General features: G+C 58.2%; 21 protein-coding genes and 1 pseudogene. 14 read left to right on the plus strand and 8 right to left on the minus strand.

Annotated features, from left to right (window positions below; all coding sequences use genetic code 11):
• Positions 1 to 64: 64 nt before the first annotated feature.
• From cutC to FT726_RS11495, 3 genes are all read left to right on the plus strand, one after another.
• Positions 65 to 817: a copper homeostasis protein CutC gene (gene cutC / locus FT726_RS11485; protein ID WP_021509959.1), complete on the plus strand. Its 753-nt coding sequence runs from the start codon at positions 65 to 67 to the stop codon at positions 815 to 817.
• A gap of 168 nt (positions 818 to 985) precedes the next feature.
• Positions 986 to 1,834, plus strand: a complete 849-nt coding sequence (locus FT726_RS11490; protein WP_058757505.1) for a hypothetical protein — start codon at positions 986 to 988, stop codon at positions 1,832 to 1,834.
• 45 nt (positions 1,835 to 1,879) lie between these two features.
• Entirely contained in the window at positions 1,880 to 2,500 is a 621-nt protein-coding gene (locus FT726_RS11495; protein WP_288423864.1) for a LysE family translocator, read from the plus strand.
• Between the two features lie 3 nt (positions 2,501 to 2,503).
• Here FT726_RS11495 and cmoB read toward each other — a convergent pair whose 3' ends face one another.
• The 3 genes from cmoB to FT726_RS11510 all read right to left on the minus strand — a co-directional run bounded on the left by cmoB (position 2,504) and on the right by FT726_RS11510 (position 5,097).
• The gene (cmoB, locus tag FT726_RS11500; protein WP_288423861.1) at positions 2,504 to 3,472 is read right to left on the minus strand and encodes a tRNA 5-methoxyuridine(34)/uridine 5-oxyacetic acid(34) synthase CmoB; all 969 of its coding nucleotides are present in this window, start codon (positions 3,470 to 3,472) and stop codon (positions 2,504 to 2,506) included.
• The gene (cmoA, locus tag FT726_RS11505; protein WP_058757507.1) at positions 3,469 to 4,197 is read right to left on the minus strand and encodes a carboxy-S-adenosyl-L-methionine synthase CmoA; all 729 of its coding nucleotides are present in this window, start codon (positions 4,195 to 4,197) and stop codon (positions 3,469 to 3,471) included. Before cmoA ends, cmoB begins: the two co-directional genes overlap by 4 nt.
• A 78-nt stretch (positions 4,198 to 4,275) precedes the next feature.
• On the minus strand, positions 4,276 to 5,097 hold the full coding sequence (locus tag FT726_RS11510; protein WP_058757508.1) for a DUF72 domain-containing protein: 822 nt from the start codon (positions 5,095 to 5,097) through the stop codon (positions 4,276 to 4,278).
• A 230-nt stretch (positions 5,098 to 5,327) separates the two neighbouring features.
• Here FT726_RS11510 and aspS point away from each other — a divergent pair, with 230 nt between their 5' ends.
• The 6 genes from aspS to ruvB all read left to right on the plus strand — a co-directional run bounded on the left by aspS (position 5,328) and on the right by ruvB (position 10,872).
• Positions 5,328 to 7,109 carry an aspartate--tRNA ligase gene (gene aspS / locus FT726_RS11515; RefSeq protein WP_288423856.1) on the plus strand — a complete coding sequence of 594 codons (1,782 nt, stop codon included), beginning with the start codon at positions 5,328 to 5,330 and terminating at the stop codon, positions 7,107 to 7,109.
• Positions 7,109 to 7,540, plus strand: coding sequence for a dihydroneopterin triphosphate diphosphatase (nudB, locus tag FT726_RS11520; RefSeq protein ID WP_058771222.1), 432 nt, complete (start codon positions 7,109 to 7,111; stop codon positions 7,538 to 7,540). The genes aspS and nudB overlap by 1 nt, the downstream gene beginning before the upstream one ends.
• Positions 7,541 to 7,781: 241 nt before the next feature.
• Complete coding sequence (locus FT726_RS11525) at positions 7,782 to 8,525, plus strand: YebC/PmpR family DNA-binding transcriptional regulator (RefSeq protein WP_021509967.1); 744 nt, start codon at positions 7,782 to 7,784, stop codon at positions 8,523 to 8,525.
• A 37-nt stretch (positions 8,526 to 8,562) separates the two neighbouring features.
• Entirely contained in the window at positions 8,563 to 9,090 is a 528-nt protein-coding gene (gene ruvC, locus FT726_RS11530) for a crossover junction endodeoxyribonuclease RuvC (protein WP_021509968.1), read from the plus strand.
• Between the two features lie 154 nt (positions 9,091 to 9,244).
• Positions 9,245 to 9,859, plus strand: coding sequence for a Holliday junction branch migration protein RuvA (ruvA, locus tag FT726_RS11535; protein ID WP_021509969.1), 615 nt, complete (start codon positions 9,245 to 9,247; stop codon positions 9,857 to 9,859).
• Positions 9,860 to 9,867: 8 nt separating this feature from the next.
• On the plus strand, positions 9,868 to 10,872 hold the full coding sequence (gene ruvB, locus FT726_RS11540; RefSeq protein WP_288423852.1) for a Holliday junction branch migration DNA helicase RuvB: 1,005 nt from the start codon (positions 9,868 to 9,870) through the stop codon (positions 10,870 to 10,872).
• Positions 10,873 to 10,878: 6 nt separating this feature from the next.
• Here the strand turns inward: ruvB and znuB are convergent, their stop codons facing one another.
• Both znuB and znuC read right to left on the minus strand, forming a co-directional pair.
• Entirely contained in the window at positions 10,879 to 11,664 is a 786-nt protein-coding gene (gene znuB / locus FT726_RS11545; RefSeq protein WP_021509971.1) for a zinc ABC transporter permease subunit ZnuB, read from the minus strand.
• On the minus strand, positions 11,661 to 12,416 hold the full coding sequence (gene znuC, locus FT726_RS11550; RefSeq protein WP_058774752.1) for a zinc ABC transporter ATP-binding protein ZnuC: 756 nt from the start codon (positions 12,414 to 12,416) through the stop codon (positions 11,661 to 11,663). Before znuC ends, znuB begins: the two co-directional genes overlap by 4 nt.
• A 77-nt stretch (positions 12,417 to 12,493) precedes the next feature.
• On the opposite strand from znuC, the gene znuA reads away from it, so the two are divergent.
• From znuA to lpxM, 3 genes are all read left to right on the plus strand, one after another.
• Positions 12,494 to 13,465, plus strand: coding sequence for a zinc ABC transporter substrate-binding protein ZnuA (gene znuA, locus FT726_RS11555; RefSeq protein ID WP_282995924.1), 972 nt, complete (start codon positions 12,494 to 12,496; stop codon positions 13,463 to 13,465).
• Positions 13,466 to 13,479: 14 nt separating this feature from the next.
• Positions 13,480 to 14,808, plus strand: coding sequence for a murein DD-endopeptidase MepM (mepM, locus tag FT726_RS11560; RefSeq protein ID WP_282995925.1), 1,329 nt, complete (start codon positions 13,480 to 13,482; stop codon positions 14,806 to 14,808).
• Between the two features lie 127 nt (positions 14,809 to 14,935).
• The gene (gene lpxM, locus FT726_RS11565; RefSeq protein WP_058757512.1) at positions 14,936 to 15,910 is read left to right on the plus strand and encodes a lauroyl-Kdo(2)-lipid IV(A) myristoyltransferase; all 975 of its coding nucleotides are present in this window, start codon (positions 14,936 to 14,938) and stop codon (positions 15,908 to 15,910) included.
• A gap of 44 nt (positions 15,911 to 15,954) precedes the next feature.
• Here the strand turns inward: lpxM and FT726_RS11570 are convergent, their stop codons facing one another.
• The 3 genes from FT726_RS11570 to FT726_RS11580 form a co-directional block, all read right to left on the minus strand.
• A complete protein-coding gene (locus tag FT726_RS11570; protein ID WP_346302822.1) occupies positions 15,955 to 17,190 on the minus strand; it encodes an MFS transporter in 1,236 nt (411 codons plus the stop codon).
• A 92-nt stretch (positions 17,191 to 17,282) separates the two neighbouring features.
• Positions 17,283 to 18,725 carry a pyruvate kinase gene (pyk, locus tag FT726_RS11575; RefSeq protein ID WP_021509977.1) on the minus strand — a complete coding sequence of 481 codons (1,443 nt, stop codon included), beginning with the start codon at positions 18,723 to 18,725 and terminating at the stop codon, positions 17,283 to 17,285.
• Positions 18,726 to 18,832: 107 nt separating this feature from the next.
• A complete protein-coding gene (locus FT726_RS11580; RefSeq protein ID WP_031280194.1) occupies positions 18,833 to 19,702 on the minus strand; it encodes a MurR/RpiR family transcriptional regulator in 870 nt (289 codons plus the stop codon).
• A gap of 374 nt (positions 19,703 to 20,076) precedes the next feature.
• Between FT726_RS11580 and zwf the strand changes: the two genes are divergently transcribed.
• A complete protein-coding gene (zwf, locus tag FT726_RS11585; RefSeq protein WP_021509979.1) occupies positions 20,077 to 21,552 on the plus strand; it encodes a glucose-6-phosphate dehydrogenase in 1,476 nt (491 codons plus the stop codon).
• A gap of 279 nt (positions 21,553 to 21,831) precedes the next feature.
• Positions 21,832 to 22,069 (plus strand): annotated as a pseudogene (locus FT726_RS11590) (keto-deoxy-phosphogluconate aldolase); the annotation flags it as partial.

Below are 22,069 nucleotides of genomic sequence, written 5' to 3' on the forward strand. Positions count from 1 at the left end.
GTCTGAATGAGCAGACTAACTGATGCACTCCTCCCGAGCCAGCAGTCATGAAAAGGAGCAAGGTATGACGAAACTGGAAATTTGTTGCTATGGCATCGACTGCGCAATGACTGCGCAGGCGTCCGGTGCCGATCGCGTGGAGCTGTGCAGTGCTCCGCGTGAAGGCGGACTGACACCTTCGGCGGGTATGCTGGAAGCCGCACAACGTGAACTGACCATTCCGGTCCACCCGATCGTGCGGCCGCGCGGCGGCGATTTTTGTTACACCGCACGCGAATTTGAGGTGATGAAATCGGACGTGGCGCGCATTCGCGAGCTGGGTTTTCCTGGCCTGGTGATTGGCATGCTGGACGAAGATGCGCACGTCGACACGGTTCGCATGCAGCAGATTATGGCGCTGTGCGACGGCATGGCGGTGACCTTCCATCGCGCCTTTGATTTGTGCCACAGCCCGAAGCGTTCGCTGGAGGTGCTGACTGATTTAGGGATCGCCCGCATTCTGACTTCCGGTCAGCAGCAGAGCGCTGAAACCGGAATTGCATTATTACGGGAACTAAATGAATACAGCACCGGTCCAATCATTATGGCAGGGGCAGGCGTGCGCCTCAGCAATCTGCAAAAGTTCCTCGACAGCGGATTGCAGGAAGTCCACAGCTCCGCCAGCCGTGCCGTCGCGTCACCGATGCGCTACCGTAAAGCCGGTGTCTCGATGTGTTCTGAAGCGGAAACCGATGAATTCAGCCGCTCCTGTGTCGATGGCGATGTCGTCGAAGCCATGAAGAGCATGATGCAGATGAGCGTTGACCGGGTCGCCTGACCCGTACCAATTTTGCCGCGCAGCACGCCGAAAACCTGACGTGATGTTTGCAAGTACCAAACCCCAGTTCCTTGCTGGGGTTCTTTTTGTCTGCCGCTTCGCCATGAATAGCGCATTGGTGAAAAAGATGCTTTGATTACTCTATGGCTTAACGCGCGGATAACGCTGATGAAATCCCTCCCTTATGCTGTTGTGATTCTGCTGTTCCCCGTTGCCGGCGCGGCGCTGGCCGCCAGCAGCACCTGCCCGCCGCTGAGCAAAAACATCACCAGCAGCAACAACTGGATTATGCTGGGCGGCGATGCCAAAGGCGCGGTGCGCCAGGTGGTGGCCGGGGAGTTTGGTAAAGACGTCAACTCGCAGAAGCGCGTGCTCGGGCAGTTTGACCAGTGCGGCGATCTGATGGTGGCTGACATCACCTATGACAAAAGCGAAGGCAACGTGGTGCTGAGCATGGAGCAGCATATCGCGCGCGTGCAGCGCGGCTGGGTGGCTGACTATGCTTATCTGGTTAAAGTGACCCGCGCGGGCAAAGAGGAAGTGGTAGATAACCGGCAGGGCACCATCAGCTGGCAGATGGGGCAACACGGCAACATCATCAGCGCCTCGGACAAATTTACCAGCATGGGAAAAGAGGGCTTTACCGATACCACTTACCGCTACGATAAACACTTCCGGCTGGAAAAAAGTATCGCGCGCGGCAGTGATGCGCTGACCAACGGCGAGAATACCTGGCGCTGGAATCCGCAGGGGCTGGTGGTGGCATCCACCAGCGCGCGCAGCAAAGAGACCTACAGCTACGATAATCAGTGGCGCGAACTGCGGCTGCACGGCACCTCGACCACGCCGGTCAGCACTTTGCGATCGGTGGATGAGTGTCAGCTGTGGGATGAGGTAGGCAATTGCACGCTGAGCTATTTGCATGAGACCGAAGTGTTTGCCAAAGGCACCATTGAGCGGCATCTGAGTTCGGCCTACAAATATCAGTACTGGGATCGTCCGGCGACGGACAATTGATGCGCCGTCGCGTATGCTGTTCTGTGCACAACCCGGGAGCCCATTATGACACTGATTATTTCATTCCTTTTCGCCATTACCCTGCTTACGCTGACGCCCGGCTTCGATACCGCGCTGGTGCTGCGTTCAGCGGCTGCGCAGGGCTGGCAGCGTGCCTCGGCGACGGCATTGGGCGTTACGCTCGGCTGTCTGGTGTGGGGCGTGGCGGTCGGGCTGGGCTTAGGCGCGCTGCTGCTGGCTTCGGAAATGACTTATAACCTGCTGAAAGGCATCGGTGCCGTGTACCTGCTGTATCTCGGCGTCAGACTGCTGCTTAACCCGCGCAGCACGGTGGCCAGCGGGCAGGAGGGGCAAAAGCGGGAAGAGCGCTATCTGACCTGCTTTGCGCGTGGCCTGACCGGTAACCTGCTCAATCCCAAAGTCGGGGTCTTTTACGTCACTTTCCTGCCGCAGTTTATCCCGGCCGGCGGATCGGTGGCGCTGTGGTGCACGCTGATGGCGCTCACCCACATGGTGATTGGCTTAGTGTGGAACGCGGTATTGATTAGCGGCAGCCAGTACTTTGCCGGTCATCTGCGCCGTCCGGCAGTGTTAAAAGTGATGGATCGCCTGACCGGCTGCGTGTTTATTGGTTTCGCCGCGAAGCTGGCGCTGTCGCGGCGTTAAGCGTTACGGTTTGCGCGCCACCAGCACGGCACGCAGCGGGGCGGGATAGCCTTCAATCGTTTTGCTGCTGTCGTGCGGATCGAGGAACTCCGCCAGCGATTCGCTGGTCATCCAGTCGGTGCGACGCTGCTCTTCCACCGAGGTGATGGCGTAATCGGCGATGCGCACATCGACAAAACCGCACTTCTCCAGCCAGTTTTTCAGCGCCGCCGCAGACGGAATAAAGTAAACGTTGCGCATCTGCGCATAGCGTTCACCCGGTACCAGCACCGCGTTTTCATCGCCTTCAATCACCAGCGTTTCCAGTACCAGTTCGCCGTCGCTGACCAGCTGATTTTTCAGCTGCAACAGATGGTCGAGCGGCGAACGCCGGTGATAGAGCACGCCCATGGAGAACACGGTATCGAACGCCTGCAGCGCCGGCAGCTGCTCAATGCCCAGCGGCAGCAGATGCGCACGGCGATCATCACCCAGCAGCTTACGCACCGCTTCGAACTGGCACAGGAACAGCTGCATCGGATCGATGCCGACCACCAGCTGCGCGCCGGCACCAATCATGCGCCACATGTGATAACCGCTGCCGCAGCCCACATCCAGCACGGTTCGACCCGCCAGCGAAGAGATATGCGGCAGCACGCGGTCCCACTTCCAGTCGGAGCGCCATTCGGTTTCGATGTCGCAGCCATAGAGCGAAAACGGCCCTTTGCGCCACGGCATCAGGTTACGCAGCAGCTTTTCGATGCCGGCGCGCTGGCGATCGGTTAACGCGTCATGCTGCGCGCTGACGCTGTGTAGCAGATCGAGCTGCTGCGGCACCAGCAGCGGCAGATTGTCGACCGACTTCTCCCAGTTGCGAAAATGTCCGTGCAGGTTTTCACGCTGCCAGGCGGCGACCTGCGCCGGCAACACTTCCAGCCAGCTGGCGAGCGGGCCGGTGGCGATTTGCTGATAAAAACGGCCAAAATCAATCATTTCAACGCCACCAGTGAGCCAAAGTTAAAGCACTGGAACCACAGCTCGGCGTGGGCAAAGCCAGCGCTTTTCAGACGGGCTTTATGCGTTTCCACGCTGTCCGTCAGCATCACGTTCTCCAGCATGCTGCGCTTCTGGCTGATCTCCAGCTCGCTATAGCCGTTGGCGCGCTTAAAGTCGTGGTGCATGTTGAACAGCAGTTCGCCGACGTCGGCATCTTCAAAGCTGAACTTTTCCGACAGCACCAGCGCACCGCCCGGATTGAGGCCGGCAGCGATTTTCTGCAGCAGCGTCAGGCGCGCGTCCGGCTCGAGGAACTGCAGGGTAAAGTTGAGCACCACCAGTGAGGCGTTTTCGATGTGGATATCGCGGATATCCGCTTCCAGCACCTGCACCGGCGTAGCGGCGCGGAAGGCGTCGATGTGACGGCGGCAGCGTTCCACCATCGCCGGTGAATTATCGACGGCAATAATCTGGCAACCCGGTGCCTGAATATTGCGGCGCACCGCCAGCGTGGCCGCGCCCAGCGAGCAGCCGAGATCGTAAACCTGGCTGTTGGGCTGTACAAAGCGTTCTGCCAGCATGCCAATCATCGAAATGATGTTGGAGTAACCCGGCACCGAGCGCTGAATCATATCGGGAAAGACTTCAGCCACGCGCTCGTCAAAGGTCCAGTCGCCCAGTTTATCGATGGGCGCGGAGAATAGCGTATCGCGGTCAGACATAATGAATTATCCGGAGAGAAAACGGAAAGGGCGCTATTCTGGCAGAAACTGCCGCAGGCTGCACCCGTTTCCCTGCGTTTAGAACAGGCTGGATTGCTGTGGCCAGGCGGGCAGCGGGCGCAGCGTCGGCTCCAGCTGTTGCAGCTGTGGCCACAGCGCCTGCAGCAGCGGAAACACCGCGCCCATATCCGGCGTGTGGATGAACAGCAGCGGGTCGCTGTCGTGCTGCCAGTCCGCCAGTTTTTGCTGCCAGACATCAAACAGTGGCAGGCTCTCCTCCACGCTATCGCTGCCGATAAAGCGCACCATCGGCTGTCCGGCAGTGCGCACCGCGTGCGTCGGCACGCGCGGCTTTTGCGCGCGCGCATGCACGGCGGCCGGGCTGAGCGAGGCAGAGGCGTGCACCGGACGGCTGTCGAGTATCACCCGATTAACCCCGCGCTGATGCAGGCCGCGATTCAGCGCGCGCTCGGCCTCGCCTTTGGCAAAAAAGGCCGCATGGCGCACTTCCACGCCATAGTGAAAGCTGCGCGGCAGGCGATCGAGAAACGCCCACAAATCTGTCAGCTGCGCCGGTGAAAAGGCGGCGGGCAGCTGCAGCCAGTACTGGCCGATGCGCTGGCTGAGCGGATCCAGCAGGCGCAGAAATTCATTCACCAGCTCATCGCAGTTCTTCAGCGCCGCTTTGTGGCTGATTGTGTCAGGAAATTTAAAGCAAAAGCGAAAGGCGTCGTCAGTCATGTCATACCAGCGCTGCACCACTTCCGGTTTGGGCAGCGCGTAAAGCGTGGTGTTGCCTTCGACGCAGCCAAACAGCCGGGCGTAATCCGCCAGGGTTTCGATACCCAATACTTTCCAGTTGGCGTGCTGCCATTGCGGTAATCCAATACGAAGTGTCAAAACTGCTCCTGCCTGCTGTGGCGCGGAAAATGCGCCGTACGTTACCTGGTTTTGCCACGGGCAGGAACCGATCGCGCGGCAAACGCTGACGATTTGTCCGCTTTGCGCGGGATCTGCTTATCCTGCCTGCCATTTTCCATTATAATAGCCGCCTTTTTTGCGGCAGCATCTCAGAAGGTTACGCGGCCTGATGCTGTCTGGCAGCAGCGGCGAAGTTAAAAGGATACGTTATGCGTACAGAATATTGCGGACAGCTCAATCTGTCTCATGTGGGTCAGCAAGTTACACTCTGCGGCTGGGTCAATCGCCGTCGCGATCTCGGCAGCCTGATTTTTATCGATATGCGTGACCGCGAAGGCATCGCGCAGGTGTTTTTCGATGCCGATCATCAGCAGGCTTTCCAGCTGGCGTCTGAACTGCGTAATGAATTCTGTATCCAGATCACCGGTACTGTGCGTGCGCGTGAAGAGAAAAACCGCAACAGCGACATGGCCACCGGTGACATCGAAGTGTTCGCCCATGAGCTGAACATCATCAACCGCGCAGAACCGCTGCCGCTGGACTCTAACCAGACCAACAGCGAAGAAGCGCGTCTGACCTATCGCTACCTCGACCTGCGTCGTCCGGAAATGGCGCAGCGTCTGAAAACCCGTGCCAGAATTACCAGCTTCGTGCGCCGCTTTATGGACGGTGAAGGCTTCCTCGACATCGAAACCCCGATGCTGACCAAAGCCACGCCGGAAGGCGCGCGTGACTACCTGGTGCCGAGCCGGGTGCACAAAGGTAAATTCTACGCGCTGCCGCAGTCACCGCAGCTGTTCAAACAGCTGCTGATGATGTCTGGTTTTGACCGCTACTATCAGATCGTCAAATGCTTCCGTGATGAAGACCTGCGTGCTGACCGTCAGCCGGAGTTTACCCAGATCGACGTGGAAACCTCGTTCATGAGCGCGGAGCAGGTGCGCAGCGTGATGGAGCGGATGATCCGTGAACTGTGGCTGGACATCAAAGGCGTCGACCTCGGTGACTTCCCGCAGATGACCTTCGCCGAAGCGATGAACCGCTATGGTTCGGATAAGCCAGACCTGCGTAACCCGATGGAGCTGGTAGACGTTGCTGACCTGCTGAAAAACGTCGAATTCCAGGTGTTCGCCGGCCCGGCAAACGACCCGAAAGGTCGCGTCGCGGCGCTGCGCGTGCCGGGCGGTGCCGCGCTGACGCGTAAGCAAATCGACGAATACGGCAGCTTTGTTGGCATTTACGGTGCCAAAGGTCTGGCGTGGATGAAGATCAATGCGCGCGCCAGCGGTTTCGACGGCGTGCAGAGCCCGGTGGCCAAATTCCTGACGCCGGAGATCGTTGAAGCTATTCTGCAGCGTACCGACGCGCAGGACGGCGACCTGATCTTCTTCGGCGCCGACCGTGCCAAAGTGGTGGCGGATGCGCTGGGTGCACTGCGCCTGAAAGTGGGCCGTGACCTGCAAATCACCAATGATAAAGCCTGGGCTCCACTGTGGGTGGTCGACTTCCCGATGTTCGAAGAGGACGACGAGGGCGGCCTGGCGGCGATGCACCATCCGTTCACCTCGCCAAAAGCGCTGACGGCGGAACAGCTGGCGGCCGATCCGACGCAGGCGGTGGCTAACGCCTACGATATGGTGATCAACGGTTATGAAGTGGGCGGCGGTTCAGTGCGTATCCACAGCGGCAATATGCAGCAGACGGTGTTTAGCATTCTGGGCATCAGCGAAGAAGAGCAGCGTGAGAAGTTTGGCTTCCTGCTGGATGCGCTGAAGTTCGGTACCCCGCCGCACGCAGGTCTGGCATTCGGTCTTGACCGTCTGACCATGCTGCTGACCGGCACCGACAATATCCGTGATGTGATTGCGTTCCCGAAAACCACCGCGGCGGCCTGTCTGATGACCGAAGCACCAAGCGAAGCCAACCCGGCGGCGCTGGCGGACCTCGGTATCCAGATCGCGCCGAAGAAAGTCACTCCAGAGACGAAATAATGGGCTATAAACACCCGGTATCGGTGCTGGTGGTGATTTTTGCGCAAGATACCGGCCGGGTGTTAATGCTGCAGCGGCGCGATGACCCCAGCTTCTGGCAGTCGGTTACCGGCAGCCTGGAGCCGGGCGAAACGCCGGCGCAAACGGCGCAGCGCGAAGTGGCTGAAGAGCTGGCGATTGATATCGCCGCAGAGGGGCTGGTGCTGGAAGATTGCCACAAACAGATTGAGTTTGAGATCTTTCCGCACTACCGCCATCGCTATGCGCCGGGCATCACGCATAACCGGGAACACTGGTTCCGGCTGGCGTTGCCCGCCGAACGCCAGCCACTGCTGAGCGAGCACCTCGCCGCCCAGTGGCTGACACCGGCCGCCGCCGCCGCACTAACCCGCTCGTGGAGTAATCGTCAGGCAATCGACGAATTTATCTGAATGCCCGCCACCGCGCGTTTTTCCGGTGGTTTTATCGTTAAATTACAGACATACGGTGTAAATCGAAAGATTTGCACCGCTAAAATAGAACAGTCAGGCGTCATCGGCGCAGCAAGGTTGTTCACCGCCAGCGCACAGCAACCGGAGCGTACATGAGTACGTGAGGATTGCGCGCACTGCCGGGGAACAAGATTGCCAGCAAGATAGCCTGCACCCTGTTAAAGATCGGAGAATATGTAAGATGGCTGGACACAGTAAATGGGCAAACACGAAGCACCGCAAAGCGGCACAGGACGCCAAGCGCGGTAAAATCTTCACCAAAATCATTCGCGAACTGGTGACAGCGGCCAAGCTGGGCGGTGGCGATGCCGGCTCCAACCCGCGTCTGCGCGCAGCGATGGACAAAGCCCTGTCCAACAACATGACGCGTGACACCATGAACCGTGCGATCGCGCGCGGCGTCGGCGGTGAAGATGACAGCAACATGGAAACCATCATCTATGAAGGTTACGGTCCGGGCGGCTCTGCGGTCATGGTAGAGTGTCTGAGTGATAACCGTAACCGTACCGTGGGCGAAGTGCGTCACGCCTTCAGCAAAACCGGCGGTAACCTCGGCACCGACGGTTCGGTATCTTACCTGTTCAGCAAGAAAGGCGTGATCTCCTTCGCGCCAGGCCAGGACGAAGATGCTGTGATGGAAGCGGCGCTGGAAGCCGGTGCAGAAGATGTCGTGAGCTATGACGATGGCGCGATTGACGTCTTTACCGCGTGGGAAGAGCTGGGCAGCGTGCGCGATGCACTGGAAGCCACCGGTCTGAAAGCCGACAGTGCTGAAGTGTCGATGATTCCATCAACCAAAGCGGAACTGGATGCCGAGACGGCACCTAAACTGCTGCGTCTGATCGACATGCTGGAAGATTGTGATGATGTGCAGGAAGTTTACCATAACGGTGAAATTTCTGATGAGGTAGCGGAAACGCTGTAATGGCGTTACGCAAATCCCTGCAATACGGAGACGCGCTATGGCGATAATACTCGGGATTGACCCCGGCTCGCGCGTCACCGGCTACGGTGTCATCCGCCAGACCGGCCGCCAGCTCAGCTATCTGGGCAGCGGCTGTATCCGCACTAACGTCACCGATCTGCCTTCCCGCCTCAAACTGATTTACGCTGGCGTCAGCGAAATCATCACCCAGTTCGCGCCGGATTACTTCGCCATTGAGCAGGTGTTTATGGCGAAGAACGCGGATTCGGCGCTCAAGCTGGGGCAGGCGCGTGGCGCGGCAATTGTCGCAGCAGTCAACCTTGATCTGCCGGTGTTTGAGTATGCGGCCCGTCAGGTGAAGCAGACGGTAACCGGCATCGGCAGCGCGGAAAAAAGCCAGGTGCAGCACATGGTGCGCACGCTGCTCAAACTACCGGCCAATCCGCAGGCGGATGCCGCCGATGCGCTGGCCATCGCCATCACCCATTGCCACGTCAGCCAGAATGCGGCGCGCATGAGCGACAGCAAACTGGTGCTGACGCGCGGACGTTTGCGATCCGGTTAGCAAAAGCGTGGCCATTCAATAGGCTGGATATGCATCCAGCCTTTTTTATGATATACATAGCCGACATTTTACCTCCAGCAGGCGCGCGGTTGAGCGCGGTGTGGCAGGAGGCCGATGATTCAGACGCTTACACATACACTAAGGAATTGCTCAGGTGATTGGTCGTTTACGAGGCATTATTCTGGAAAAACAGCCGCCGCTAGTGCTGATTGAGGCGCACGGTGTGGGTTACGAAGTGCACCTGCCAATGACCTGCTTTTACGAGCTGCCGGACATCAACCAGGAAGCAATTATCTTCACCCAGTTTGTGGTGCGGGAAGACGCGCAGCTGCTGTTCGGGTTTAACAGCAAGCAGGAGCGGGCGCTGTTCCGTGAGCTGATCAAAGTCAACGGCGTCGGGCCCAAACTGGCGCTGGCGATTCTTTCCGGCATGTCAGCGCAGCAGTTTGTCACGGCGGTGGAGCGCGAAGAGATCGCCTCGCTGGTGAAGCTGCCGGGCGTGGGCAAGAAAACCGCTGAGCGTCTGGTGGTTGAGATGAAAGATCGCTTCAAAGGCATGCACGGCGACCTGTTTGGCGGGGACTCGGCGTTTACCCTGACCACGCCGTCGGCACAGCAGGATAACAACGACGCCGAGGCTGAAGCAGTTGCGGCGCTGGTAGCGCTGGGTTATAAACCGCAGGAAGCCAGCCGTATGGTCAGCAAGGTTGGCAAACCAGATGCGGATTGTGAAACCCTGATTCGCGAAGCCCTGCGCGCTGCTATTTGAGGTAATGCATGATTGAAGCCGACCGCCTGGTCTCGGGCAGTTCTTTCACTGAGGAAGAGAGTCTCGACCGCGCTATTCGCCCCAAAATGCTGACGGAATATGTCGGGCAGCCGCAGGTGCGCGAGCAGATGGAGATTTTCATCCAGGCCGCCAAACTGCGCGGCGATGCGCTGGACCACCTGCTGATCTTTGGTCCGCCCGGGCTGGGCAAAACCACGCTGGCCAACATCGTGGCTAATGAGATGGGCGTCAATCTGCGCACCACGTCCGGTCCGGTGCTGGAGAAGGCCGGTGACCTGGCGGCGATGCTCACCAACCTTGAACCGCACGACGTCTTGTTTATCGATGAAATTCATCGCCTGTCGCCGGTAGTGGAAGAGGTGCTGTATCCGGCGATGGAAGATTATCAGCTGGATATCATGATCGGTGACGGACCTGCAGCGCGCTCGATCAAACTGGATTTGCCGCCGTTCACCCTGATTGGCGCTACCACCCGCGCAGGCTCGCTCACCTCACCGCTGCGCGATCGCTTTGGGATTGTGCAGCGCCTGGAGTTCTACAATGTGCCGGATCTGCAGCACATCGTCGGACGCAGCGCCGCCTGCCTGGGACTAACGCTGAGCGAAGAGGGCGCGCTGGAAGTGGCGCGTCGCGCGCGCGGCACACCGCGTATCGCTAACCGCCTGCTGCGCCGTGTACGTGACTTTGCCGAAGTGCGCGCCAGCGGCAACATGAGCGGCGAAGTGGCCGCCAGCGCATTGGATATGCTCAATGTGGACAATCAGGGCTTCGACTATATGGACCGCAAGCTGCTGCTGGCGATCATCGACAAGTTCATGGGCGGTCCGGTGGGGCTGGATAATCTGGCGGCGGCGATTGGTGAGGAGCGTGAAACCATCGAGGACGTTATCGAACCCTTCCTGATCCAGCAGGGCTTTATTCAGCGCACGCCGCGCGGCCGGATGGCCACGCAGCACGCCTATAAGCATTTCGGCATCAGCCGCGAAGAGTAACCGGCGTCACGCCGCCGGTTTTTTTGCCATGCTGATAATGAACAGTACCGCAGCACACAGCACCACCGACGGACCGGCCGGGGTGTCGTAGCTGGCAGAGAAGGTCAGGCCACCGGTGACGGCTATGATGCCGATGAGCACCGCAAAGCCGGCCATCTGTTCTGGCGAACGCGAGAAGCGTCGCGCCGTGGCGGCCGGAATGATCAGCAGTGAAGTAATGATCAGCGCGCCAACAAATTTCATCGCCACACCAATGGTCAGCGCGGTTACCAGCATCAGCATCAGGCGGGTACGCTGAATGTTTACGCCGTCCACCTGCGCCAGCTCCGGACTGATGGTCATCGACAGCAGCGAACGCCATTGCCACGCCATCACCACCAGCACGATTGCCACGCCGCCCGCCATCAGCGACAAATCATCCGGGGTGATCGCCAGCAAATCGCCAAACAGATAGGCCATCAAATCAACGCGCACGCCCTGCATCAGACTGACCACCACCAGACCCAGCGACAGCGCGCTGTGCGCCATAATCCCTAACAGCGTATCGATCGCCAGATGCGGGCGTCGCTCCAGCCACACCAGCCCGAGCGCCAGACAGACGGTGACCAGAATCACCGCATAATAAGGGTTGACGTTGAGCAGCAGACCAAACGCCACGCCGAGCAGAGAGGCGTGGGCGAGCGTGTCGCCAAAATAGGACATGCGGCGCCAGACGACAAAAGAGCCGAGCGGACCGGCCGCCAGGGCCAGCAATACGCCGCCCAGCCAGCCGGGTAATAACAGTTCAATCATGACGGGCCGTTTCCTTTGCGCAGAACAATGCGTCCCTGTAAATCGTGACGGTGATTATGGTGATGGCGGTAAATCGCCAGCTGCTGTGCGCCGCGCGGGCCAAACATGGCGATAAATTCCGGATGCTGCGAAACGGCTTCCGGCGTGCCGGAACAGCAGATGTGATGGTTGAGGCACAGCACTTCGTCGGTCTTTGCCATCACCAGATGCAGGTCGTGCGACACCATCAGCACGCCGCAGTTGAGCTCGCGTCGCAGTTGATCGATCAAATCGTATAGCGCCACCTGACCGTTAACATCCACGCCCTGCGTCGGTTCGTCCAGCACCAGCAGCTGCGGCTGGTTGAGCAGGGCGCGCGCCAGCAGCACGCGCTGCGTTTCGCCGCCAGACAGTTTTTGCAGCGGTGACTGCAGCAGATGGCCGGCCTGCACCCGCTTCAGCGCCGGCAGAATATCGTCACGGCGACTGCCGCGCGTCAGACGCATAAAGCGCTCAACGCTGATCGGCAGCGTCGGATCAATGTGCAGCTTTTGCGGCACATAGCCAATACGCAGCCCCGGCGCGCGGCGGACGCTGCCGCTGTCTGGCGTGAGCAGGCCGAGTACCGTGCGCACCAGCGTGGACTTGCCGGCTCCGTTGGGGCCCAGCAGAGTGAGAATTTTGCCCGGCTGCAGCGACAGGCTGATGCCTGCCAGCACCGCGCGCTGGCCAAATTTCACCGAAATGTTTTCGAGTGTAACAAGTGACGACATGATATTTACGGGTTGCATTGAATTTCGAATGTTATAATATCACATTCCATCACATGGTCACGATGGAATGACGCATTATGTTACACAATAAAAAGCGCCTGGCTTTTACCCTTTCTGCGGCGACGTTAAGCCTCGCCACCACGTTTTCCGCGCAGTCTGCGGTGGTGGCTTCAATCAAGCCTCTCGGATTTATCGCAGCCGCCATTGCCGATGGCATTACGCCGGTTGAAGTATTGCTGCCGGACGGTGCCTCAGAGCACGATTATGCCTTACGGCCATCCGATGTAAAACGTATTAAAAACGCTGACTTAGTAGTATGGACCGGTCCGGAGATGGAAGCCTTTCTGACGAAGTCCGCCGGGGAGTTACCGGCCAGTAAGAACCTCGAAATTGCCGCCTTGCCTGGCGTAAAACCGCTATTGATTAGCGGCGGTGAAGATGAGGACGAACATGAGCACGGTCACGATCACGACCATGACTCAGACAATTCTGAGAAGCAAGACCCGTCTCATACTCATCACCACCACGGCGAGTTTAATATGCACCTGTGGATGTCGCCGGAGATTGCGAAACAATCTGCTGTTGCAATCCACGGAAAATTATTGGAACTTATGCCGCAAAGCAAAGCCAAACTTGACGCCAACCTGCAGCAGTTTGAGGCACAATTGGCGGACACAGACAAACGGATTGGCGCACAACTCGCGCCGGTACGGAACAAGGGTTATTTCGTTTTTCACGACGCTTACAGCTACTTTGAGAAACATTACGGTTTATCACCATTAGGTCATTTTACCGTCAATCCTGAGATCCAGCCGGGCGCCCAGCGTTTACATCAAATACGAACACAGTTGGTTGAGCAGAAAGCAGTCTGCGTTTTTGCTGAACCACAATTCAGGCCGGCGGTCATCGATGCCGTGTCTCGCGGAACCAGCGTGCGTAAAGGCACCCTCGACCCGTTAGGCATGGGAATCAGCTTAACCAAAGACAGCTACGTGAAATTCCTCTCACAGCTGTCAAGCCAGTATGCGAGCTGCCTGAATGGAGCATAGAGGAATATGTAAAAGTGCAGCAGATAGCCCGCTCTGTCGCCCTCGCATTTAATAATTTGCCGCGCCCCCACCGCGTTATGCTGGGGTCACTCACCGTTGTTACACTGGCCGTCGCTGTCTGGCGGCCTTACGTCTATCATCCCCGCGATGTTGCGCCCATCGTGAAAGACATCACGCTGGACAAAAACGAGCTGCGCACGCTGCTGCCGGAAGCCAGTGAACCGATCGATCAAACCACGGCGGAACCGGAAGACGAGATCCCGTCGGATGACATCGACAAAGACGTACCGGTCAATCCCGATCAGCATGACTACACCGTTTCCTCAGGCGATACGCTGAGCAGCGCGCTTAATCAGTACGGTATCGATCTCGGTGACATCAACGCGCTGGTCAGCAGCGACAAGAGTTTGCGTAATCTGCGCGTGGGACAGCAGCTGAGGTGGACGCTGGATGCTGATGGCGCGCTGCAGGATTTCACCTGGGAGATCGATCGGCGTGAAACCCGCACCTATGCGCGTCAGCCGAATGGCAGCTTTAAGATGCAGCAGGAGATGCAGAAGGGTGAATGGCAGAACAGCGTCCTGAAAGGCGAAGTGCGCGGCAGTTTCGCCGCCAGCGCCCAGCGCGCCGGCCTGACCAGCGCCGAAACCAGCAGCGTGATTAAAGCGATGCAGTGGCAGATGGATTTCCGCAAACTGCGCGCCGGCGATGACTTTAGCGTACTGATGTCGCGCGAGATGCTGGACGGCAAGAGTGCGCAGAGCCAGCTGCTCGGCGTGCGTTTGCGCACCGGCGGTAAAGATTACTACGCGTTCCGCGCGGAAGACGGCAAGTTCTACGACCGCAACGGCTCCGGTCTTGCGCGGGGCTTCATGCGCTTCCCGACGGTGAAACAGTACCGCGTCTCGTCAAACTTCAATCCGCGCCGCCTCAATCCGGTGACCGGGCGCATCGCGCCGCACAAAGGCGTCGATTTTGCGCTGCCGATTGGTACGCCTGTGCTGGCTGTCGGCGATGGCGAAGTGGTGATCGCGAAAAACGGCGGAGCCGCCGGTAACTACGTCGCGATCCGTCACGGTCGCCAGTACATGACCCGCTACATGCATCTGAGCAAAGCGCTGGTGAAACCGGGACAGAAAGTGAAACGCGGCGATCGCATCGCGCTTTCCGGTAACACCGGTCGCTCTACCGGACCGCATCTGCATTATGAAGTGTGGATCAACAACCAGGCGGTCAACCCGCTGACGGCGAAATTGCCGCGCATGGAAGGGCTGACCGGTAAAGATCGCAGCACCTATCTGGCGCAGGTGAAGAGTTATCTGCCACAGCTGACGCTGAAATAACGTTAATTTCCGGGCAAACGCGCAAAAACCGACGGATTCTTCGTCGGTTTTTTGCTATCTGGCCTGTGAAGATTGCAAAATTACCTGCCGTCACTATTATTGAGCCGTCATTGTCAGAGGCGAGTGCATGGAAACCCGAAAAAAAAATAACAGTGAGTTTATTCCCGTTTTTCAACGTTCTTTTTTAAAGCCGAAATACTGGGGCAGCTGGCTGGCGATTGGTGCGCTGGCCGGTATGGCGATGCTGCCGGCCAGGGTGCGCGATCCGGTGCTGGGCGGGCTGGGTAAGTTTGCCGGCAAGCTGGCGAAAAGTGCGCGCCGCCGTGCGCTGATCAATCTCTACTATTGCCTGCCGGAGCTCAGCGAAGCGCAGCGCGAAGAGATTGCTGATCGTATGTTTGCCACCGCGCCGCAGGCGATGGTGATGATGGCCGAGCTGGGGATGCGTAATCCTGAACGCGTGCGCCAGCGCGTTGAGTGGCACGGCCGCGAGATCATCACGGCGCTGCAGGAGAATCATGAGAACGTGATTTTCCTCGTGCCGCACGGCTGGGGCGTGGATATTCCGGCGATGCTGCTGGCCTCGGAAGGTCAGATGATGGCGGCGATGTTCCACAATCAAAGCGATCCGCTGATGGATTATATCTGGAATACTGTCCGTCGCCGTTTTGGTGGCCGCATGCATGCGCGCAACGACGGCATCAAACCGTTTATCGCCTCGGTGCGTCAGGGCTATTACGGCTACTATCTGCCGGACCAGGATCACGGTGCTGAGCACAGCGAGTTTGTCGATTTCTTTGCTACCTATAAAGCGACATTACCGGCGGTCGGGCGTCTGATGAAAGTGTGCCGTGCGCGCGTCGTGCCGCTGTTCCCGGTGTATAACAGCGCGACGCACAAGCTGGAGATTTATGTGCGCCCGCCGATGGACGATTTGCTGGATGCCGATGACACCACGCTGGCGCGGCGCATGAACGAAGAGGTGGAAATCTTCGTGCGTCCGCATCCGGAGCAGTACACATGGATTCTCAAACTGCTGAAGACGCGTAAGGAAGGGGATATTGAGCCTTACGCGCGAAAGGATTTGTACCCGCGTAAATAGCTAACGCGCGCTGAACCGTGCCGCCCGGCACGGTTCGTCATCATTCATTCGACGCTTGTCAGGCGACTGCGCCGCTTGCGCTCGCGCAGGAACAGCGTCACCAGGCCAAACCACAACACGCCGGCGACGAAGTTGATCGCGCTGAACCACGGCGTACCGCCGCTGAAATAACCGTTTTTCGCCACTTCAATCCCTGCCGCCAGCGTCAGAATGCTGATCATCCCCAGCATGGCGGCGATGCTGCCTTTGCCTTCGCTGCTGGAATAGAGCGTCAACCGGTACAGCCCGGCGTTGACCATCCCGGCACCAAACGCATACAGGCTAAGACCGGCGGTGAGCAGCAGGTAACTGTGGCTGTTGAGTAGGTTCGCCACCAGCGCGATGCTCAGGCCGAGCAGAATCGGCCAGGCGGCAAATTTCACCGGTTGCTCGATGGCCACGCGTCCCGCCAGTTTGCCCAGCGTCAGGTTACCGGCGATCATCGCCAGAAACACCGGTAATTGCAGCAATGCATACTGCAGGCGGGATAAGCCCTCTTCATGCATCAGAATAACCGGCGACAGCGCCACCCAGGTAAGAATCGGGATGAACACCAGGCCGATAGCGAAGGAGCCGTACATCACCTGCTTATCGCGCGCCAGCCGTCCGTAGCCGCGCGCCAGGTTCGGTAACGCAATGGAGTGGCTGCGATCGCCGGCGGTTTCCGGCATGATGCGCCACAGCACCACAAACGCCAGCAGGCTGCAAACCGCAAACAGCCAGAACATGCTGCGCCATTCGCCCACCGTTAGCCAGGCGGCACCGGCCAGCGGACCCGCCAGCGGTGCCAGCAGCGCCACGTTAGCCATCAGCGCCATCATGCGCACAGCTAACGCCTCGTCAAACGCCTCCTGCACTGCGGCATAGCTTACTGCGCCAATGAAGCACAGGCTGATGCCCTGGATAAAACGCAGCGTAACGAACTGCTCGATGTTGCTCACCCAGGTGGTGAGAACACAGGCGGCGGCAAAGAACAGAATGCCGAACAGCAATACCGGACGCCGGCCATATTTATCCGACAGCGGACCGAGCAGCCACTGCAGCACCACGCCGCCCATCAGATAGGCAGTGAGTGAGGTGGATACCCATTCCGGACCGACGTTAAACTCGGCGGTGACCAGCAGCATGCCGGGCTGAATCATGTCATGGGCGATGTAGGTCGCGAACTCAAACAGCACCAGCGCGAGCGGAAACAGCAGCACACGCCCGGTGAGTTGAGTGATGGGTTGATAGCGGGCCATCTGGCCTCCTTGTCAGTGAAAAATAAAACGCGACTGCCAGGCAGTCGCGTTTGTCCATGTTGTTACAGCCGCTGTCAGGAGGTGCGTAAAACTCAGTCTACGCGCAGGACACGGCTGGTGTTGGTGGTGCCGGTGGTCGCCATCACGTCGCCCTGGGTGACAATCACCAGGTCGCCGGAGACGAGGAACCCTTTGTCGCGCAGCAGATTGACCGCATCGTGCGCGGCGGCGACACCATCGTTGTTGCTGTCAAAGAACACCGGCGTCACGCCACGGTACAGCGCGGTCAGGTTCAGGGTACGTTCATGACGTGACATTGCGAAGATCGGCAGACCGGAAGTGATGCGCGACGTCATCAATGCGGTACGGCCAGATTCGGTCATGGTAATGATGGCCGACACGCCCTGCAAATGGTTAGCGGCGTACATCGCCGACATGGCAATCGCTTCTTCGATATTGTCGAACTGCACGTCCAGGCGGTGTTTGGATACGTTCACGCTTGGAATTTTTTCCGCGCCGAGACACACCTTCGCCATCGCTGACACGGTTTCCGCCGGATACTGACCGGCCGCCGTTTCCGCCGACAGCATCACCGCATCGGTGCCGTCCAGCACGGCGTTTGCCACATCCATCACTTCCGCGCGGGTCGGCATCGGATTGGTGATCATCGACTCCATCATCTGGGTAGCCGTAATGATGGTGCGGTTCAGCTGACGCGCACGACGAATCAATGCTTTCTGAATGCCCACCAGCTCCGGATCGCCAATTTCCACGCCGAGATCGCCACGCGCCACCATCACCACGTCGGAGGCGAGAATGATGTCATCCATTGCTTCCTGCGTTGCCACCGCTTCGGCGCGCTCGACTTTTGCCACCAGTTTGGCATCGCAGCCGGCATCGCGTGCCAGACGGCGCGCGTAGTTCATGTCTTCGCCGTTACGCGGGAAGGAGACCGCCAGATAGTCGACGCCAATTTTCGCCGCGGTAATGATATCCAGCTTATCTTTTTCGGTCAGCGCTTCGGCCGACAGGCCGCCGCCAAGCTTGTTGATGCCTTTATTGTTGGAGAGCGGGCCGCCGACGGTCACTTCGGTGAACACTTTCACCCCCTGAACTTCCAGCACCTTCAGCTGCACACGACCGTCGTCCAGCAGCAGGATATCGCCCGGCACCACATCTTCCGGCAGGCCTTTATAGTCGATACCGACTTTCTCTTTGTCGCCTTCGCCTTTGCTCAGGTTGGCATCCAGCAGAAAGCGGTCACCGACATTGAGGAAAACTTTGCCTTCTTTGAAGGTTGATACGCGAATTTTAGGGCCTTGCAGATCGCCAAGAATGGCGACGTGACGACCGAGTTTGGCCGCAATCTGCCGCACTTTATCGGCGCGCAGTTGATGATCTTCCGGGGTGCCGTGGGAGAAATTGAGTCGCACAACGTTAGCGCCCGCCGCGATGATTTTTTCGAGGTTGTTGTCGCGATCGGTGGCGGGGCCGAGGGTTGTAACGATCTTGGTTCTTCTGAGACGTCTGGACATGAAGGACTCCGTTGACAAAGTATCGTGTCGATCACAAGTGACACGCAATGGTCACTTATTCTATATGATCGAGGGGCTGTGATTCGACTCACATTGTGAATGTGATGTTAATTATTTTGCTGTGCACGTGATTCCGGTGCCGGCTTTTCGAGGCGCGACGCTTTCAGCGCCTCTTTTACCCGCTTGAGATTCTCGCGGAAAGCGGTACCGCGCTCCAGGGTAAAACCGGTTGCCAGTACGTCAACCACGGTGAGCTGCGCCAGGCGGGAAACCATCGGCAGATAGATGTCAGTATCTTCCGGTACATCCAGCGTCAGCGCCAGCGTGGCTTCATCTGCCAGCGGCGATCCGGGCGAGGTGATAGCCAGCACGGTGGAAGCGTTTACACGCGCCAGGCGAGCCAGTTCTATCATATTTTTCGTGCGGCCAGTATGCGATATCAGAACAAACACATCATTTGGTCCACTATTTATGCAACTCATGCGCTGGATCACAATATCCTCGGACCAGATGACCGGCAGATTAAAACGCAGAAATTTATTGGTGGCATCATGCGCCACCACCGCCGAGGCGCCAAGACCAAAGAAGGCCACTTTATGGGCCTGTGACAATGCCTGCACCGCCTGAGCCACTACCTGCATATCCAGTTGCTGACGCACGCGGCTGAGTCCCGCCAGTGCGGAATCAAAAATCTTGTGGCTGTAACGTTCTACGCTGTCATTTTCTTCGACATCGCGACTGACCCAGCTCGGTCCTTTAGCCAGACTCTGTGCCAGCTGCAGCTTGAAATCGGGAAAGCCGCGCGTGCCCATGCGGTGACAGAAGCGGTTCACCGTCGGTTCGCTGACCTGCGCCGCCTGTGCCAGCGTGGCAATGCTCGAGTGCATCGCCTGCTGCGGCGCGGCCAGAATCTGTTCTGCCACTTTGCGTTCTGATTTGCTCAGCGCGGCCAGTTGCGCCTGTATTTGATCCAGCATGTTGTTAACCCGATGACCATCAATAACTTTTTTTGCGTTCACCCGTGCGTGAAATCGCTGCCAATTATGCGGAATATACCGTGTAATAGCCTGACGTACGCAGCGGCGGACAAATGTAACCGCGCTTTTTTTGTCATACTTTGATCGCTGCCGGGTTTTCGCCCGACAAACATCGAAACAGAAAAAGGCGCATTAGCGCACTTCGCAACACGTTAAATGCGCCCCGGCGGTGCAGGATAATCACCTGTAACCGACCGCAGCCGGGTTGTCCTGGCGCGGTGAAAAAAGTACATTGTGCTGTAAGAAAATTACAATAAGGACCCGGTAGAATGAGGACGCTCAGGCCGGGTATATCCTGCAACGAGGAGAGGAAAATGGCGGTAACACAAACAGCCCAGGCATGCGATCTGGTGATTTTCGGTGCCAAAGGCGATCTTGCACGCCGGAAACTGTTGCCTTCACTGTATCAGCTGGAGAAAGCCGGTCAGATTCACGATACCACGCGCATTATTGGCGTGGGTCGCGCGGAGTGGGACAAAGAGGCCTACACCAAAGTGGTGCGTGAAGCGCTGGAAACCTTCATGAAGGAGAAGATTGACGAAGCGCTGTGGGACAAACTCAGCGGCCGTCTCGACTTCTGCAACCTCGACGTTAACGACACCTCGCACTTCTCGAAACTGGGCAAGATGCTGGATCAGAAAAACCGCGTCACCATCAACTACTTTGCCATGCCGCCGAGCACCTTTGGCGCCATCTGTGAAGGCCTGGGCGCCGCTAAACTCAACGCCAAACCAGCGCGCGTGGTGATGGAGAAGCCGCTCGGCACCTCGCTGGAGACCTCGCAGGAGATCAACGACAGCGTCGGTAAATTCTTCGATGAAAGCCAGGTGTTCCGTATCGACCATTATCTTGGTAAAGAGACGGTGCTCAACCTGCTGGCGCTGCGTTTTGCCAACTCGATTTTCGTTAATAACTGGGACAACCGCACCATCGACCACGTGCAGATTACCGTGGCGGAAGAGGTGGGTATCGAAGGCCGCTGGGGTTACTTCGACAAAGCCGGCCAGATGCGTGACATGATCCAGAACCACCTGCTGCAGATCCTGACCATGATCGCTATGTCGCCGCCGTCCGACCTCAGTGCTGACGCGATTCGTGATGAGAAGGTGAAAGTGCTGCGCTCGCTGCGTCGCATCGACCAGACCAACGTGCGCGAGAAAACCGTACGCGGTCAGTACACTGCCGGTTTTGTGCAGGGCAAAAAAGTGCCGGGCTACCTGGAAGAAGAGGGGGCTAACAAGCAGAGCAGCACCGAAACCTTCGTCGCCATCCGCGTGGATATCGATAACTGGCGCTGGGCGGGCGTGCCTTTCTACCTGCGCACCGGTAAGCGTCTGCCGACCAAGTGCTCAGAAGTGGTGGTGTACTTCAAAAACCCGGAGATGAACCTGTTTAAGGACTCTTACGCCGAACTGCCGCAGAACAAGTTGACGATTCGTCTGCAGCCGGACGAAGGCGTGGATATTGAGATCCTCAACAAGGTGCCAGGTCTCGATCACAAGCATAAGCTGCAGACCACCAAGCTGGATCTGAGCTACTCCGAAACCTTCAATCAGTCGCATCTGGCGGATGCCTACGAGCGTCTGCTGCTGGAAACCATGCGCGGCATTCAGGCACTGTTTGTGCGCCGCGATGAGGTTGAAGCGGCATGGACCTATGTCGATTCGATTATTGAAGCGTGGAATGCGGATGGCGACGCCTCCAAACCGTATCAGGCCGGCACCTGGGGCCCGGTCGCCTCGGTGGCGATGATCACCCGCGACGGCCGTTCGTGGAACGAGTTTGAATAACCGCTCCTGCATCACTGACTGAATGATTCATGATAACGCCCCTGCGCTGCTCACCAGGGGCGTTTTGTTTTTCGCCAGCGAGGGTTTACCCTGGTCGCCATGAATGGCGACTCTGCAGACGGATGCGGAATGATGTGCACCAGGCAATCATTCAAAAATGAACCGCGGTTTCAAAAATGGATGATATCTAATAGACGTCCATCCGACCGATCTTGTATGGTAGGGCTCTCTTTCTGACAGCCGGACCGCGTGTCGGGCTGTCTCTCCTGAGGAAACGTAATGAAGAACTGGAAAACGAGTGCGGAACAGATCCTGACTACCGGCCCGGTTGTGCCGGTGATTGTCGTCAACAAGCTGGAACATGCGGTGCCAATGGCCAAAGCGCTGGTGGCAGGTGGCGTACGCGTGCTGGAAGTGACGCTGCGCACGCCGGTGGCGATGGATGCGCTGCGGGCAATGATCAAAGAAGTCCCGGAAGCGATTGTGGGTGCCGGCACGGTGATCAATACCCAGCAGC

This window comes from Pantoea sp. Morm, from assembly GCF_016643525.1.
Taxonomy (GTDB): domain Bacteria; phylum Pseudomonadota; class Gammaproteobacteria; order Enterobacterales; family Enterobacteriaceae; genus Pantoea; species Pantoea dispersa.

What these genes read in the sequence shown, in the direction of transcription:
- znuC (WP_058774752.1), bottom strand. Translation starts at nt 12,416, where the DNA reads ATGTCGTCACTTGTTACACTCGAAAACATTTCGGTGAAATTTGGCCAG.
- znuB (WP_021509971.1), bottom strand. Translation starts at nt 11,664, where the DNA reads ATGATTGAACTGTTATTACCCGGCTGGCTGGGCGGCGTATTGCTGGCC.
- FT726_RS11495 (WP_288423864.1), top strand. Translation starts at nt 1,880, where the DNA reads ATGACACTGATTATTTCATTCCTTTTCGCCATTACCCTGCTTACGCTG.
- znuA (WP_282995924.1), top strand. Translation starts at nt 12,494, where the DNA reads ATGTTACACAATAAAAAGCGCCTGGCTTTTACCCTTTCTGCGGCGACG.
- cmoA (WP_058757507.1), bottom strand. Translation starts at nt 4,197, where the DNA reads ATGTCTGACCGCGATACGCTATTCTCCGCGCCCATCGATAAACTGGGC.
- aspS (WP_288423856.1), top strand. Translation starts at nt 5,328, where the DNA reads ATGCGTACAGAATATTGCGGACAGCTCAATCTGTCTCATGTGGGTCAG.
- cmoB (WP_288423861.1), bottom strand. Translation starts at nt 3,472, where the DNA reads ATGATTGATTTTGGCCGTTTTTATCAGCAAATCGCCACCGGCCCGCTC.
- lpxM (WP_058757512.1), top strand. Translation starts at nt 14,936, where the DNA reads ATGGAAACCCGAAAAAAAAATAACAGTGAGTTTATTCCCGTTTTTCAA.
- FT726_RS11525 (WP_021509967.1), top strand. Translation starts at nt 7,782, where the DNA reads ATGGCTGGACACAGTAAATGGGCAAACACGAAGCACCGCAAAGCGGCA.
- cutC (WP_021509959.1), top strand. Translation starts at nt 65, where the DNA reads ATGACGAAACTGGAAATTTGTTGCTATGGCATCGACTGCGCAATGACT.
- zwf (WP_021509979.1), top strand. Translation starts at nt 20,077, where the DNA reads ATGGCGGTAACACAAACAGCCCAGGCATGCGATCTGGTGATTTTCGGT.
- FT726_RS11570 (WP_346302822.1), bottom strand. Translation starts at nt 17,190, where the DNA reads ATGGCCCGCTATCAACCCATCACTCAACTCACCGGGCGTGTGCTGCTG.
- ruvC (WP_021509968.1), top strand. Translation starts at nt 8,563, where the DNA reads ATGGCGATAATACTCGGGATTGACCCCGGCTCGCGCGTCACCGGCTAC.
- nudB (WP_058771222.1), top strand. Translation starts at nt 7,109, where the DNA reads ATGGGCTATAAACACCCGGTATCGGTGCTGGTGGTGATTTTTGCGCAA.
- FT726_RS11580 (WP_031280194.1), bottom strand. Translation starts at nt 19,702, where the DNA reads ATGCTGGATCAAATACAGGCGCAACTGGCCGCGCTGAGCAAATCAGAA.
- FT726_RS11490 (WP_058757505.1), top strand. Translation starts at nt 986, where the DNA reads ATGAAATCCCTCCCTTATGCTGTTGTGATTCTGCTGTTCCCCGTTGCC.
- pyk (WP_021509977.1), bottom strand. Translation starts at nt 18,725, where the DNA reads ATGTCCAGACGTCTCAGAAGAACCAAGATCGTTACAACCCTCGGCCCC.
- ruvB (WP_288423852.1), top strand. Translation starts at nt 9,868, where the DNA reads ATGATTGAAGCCGACCGCCTGGTCTCGGGCAGTTCTTTCACTGAGGAA.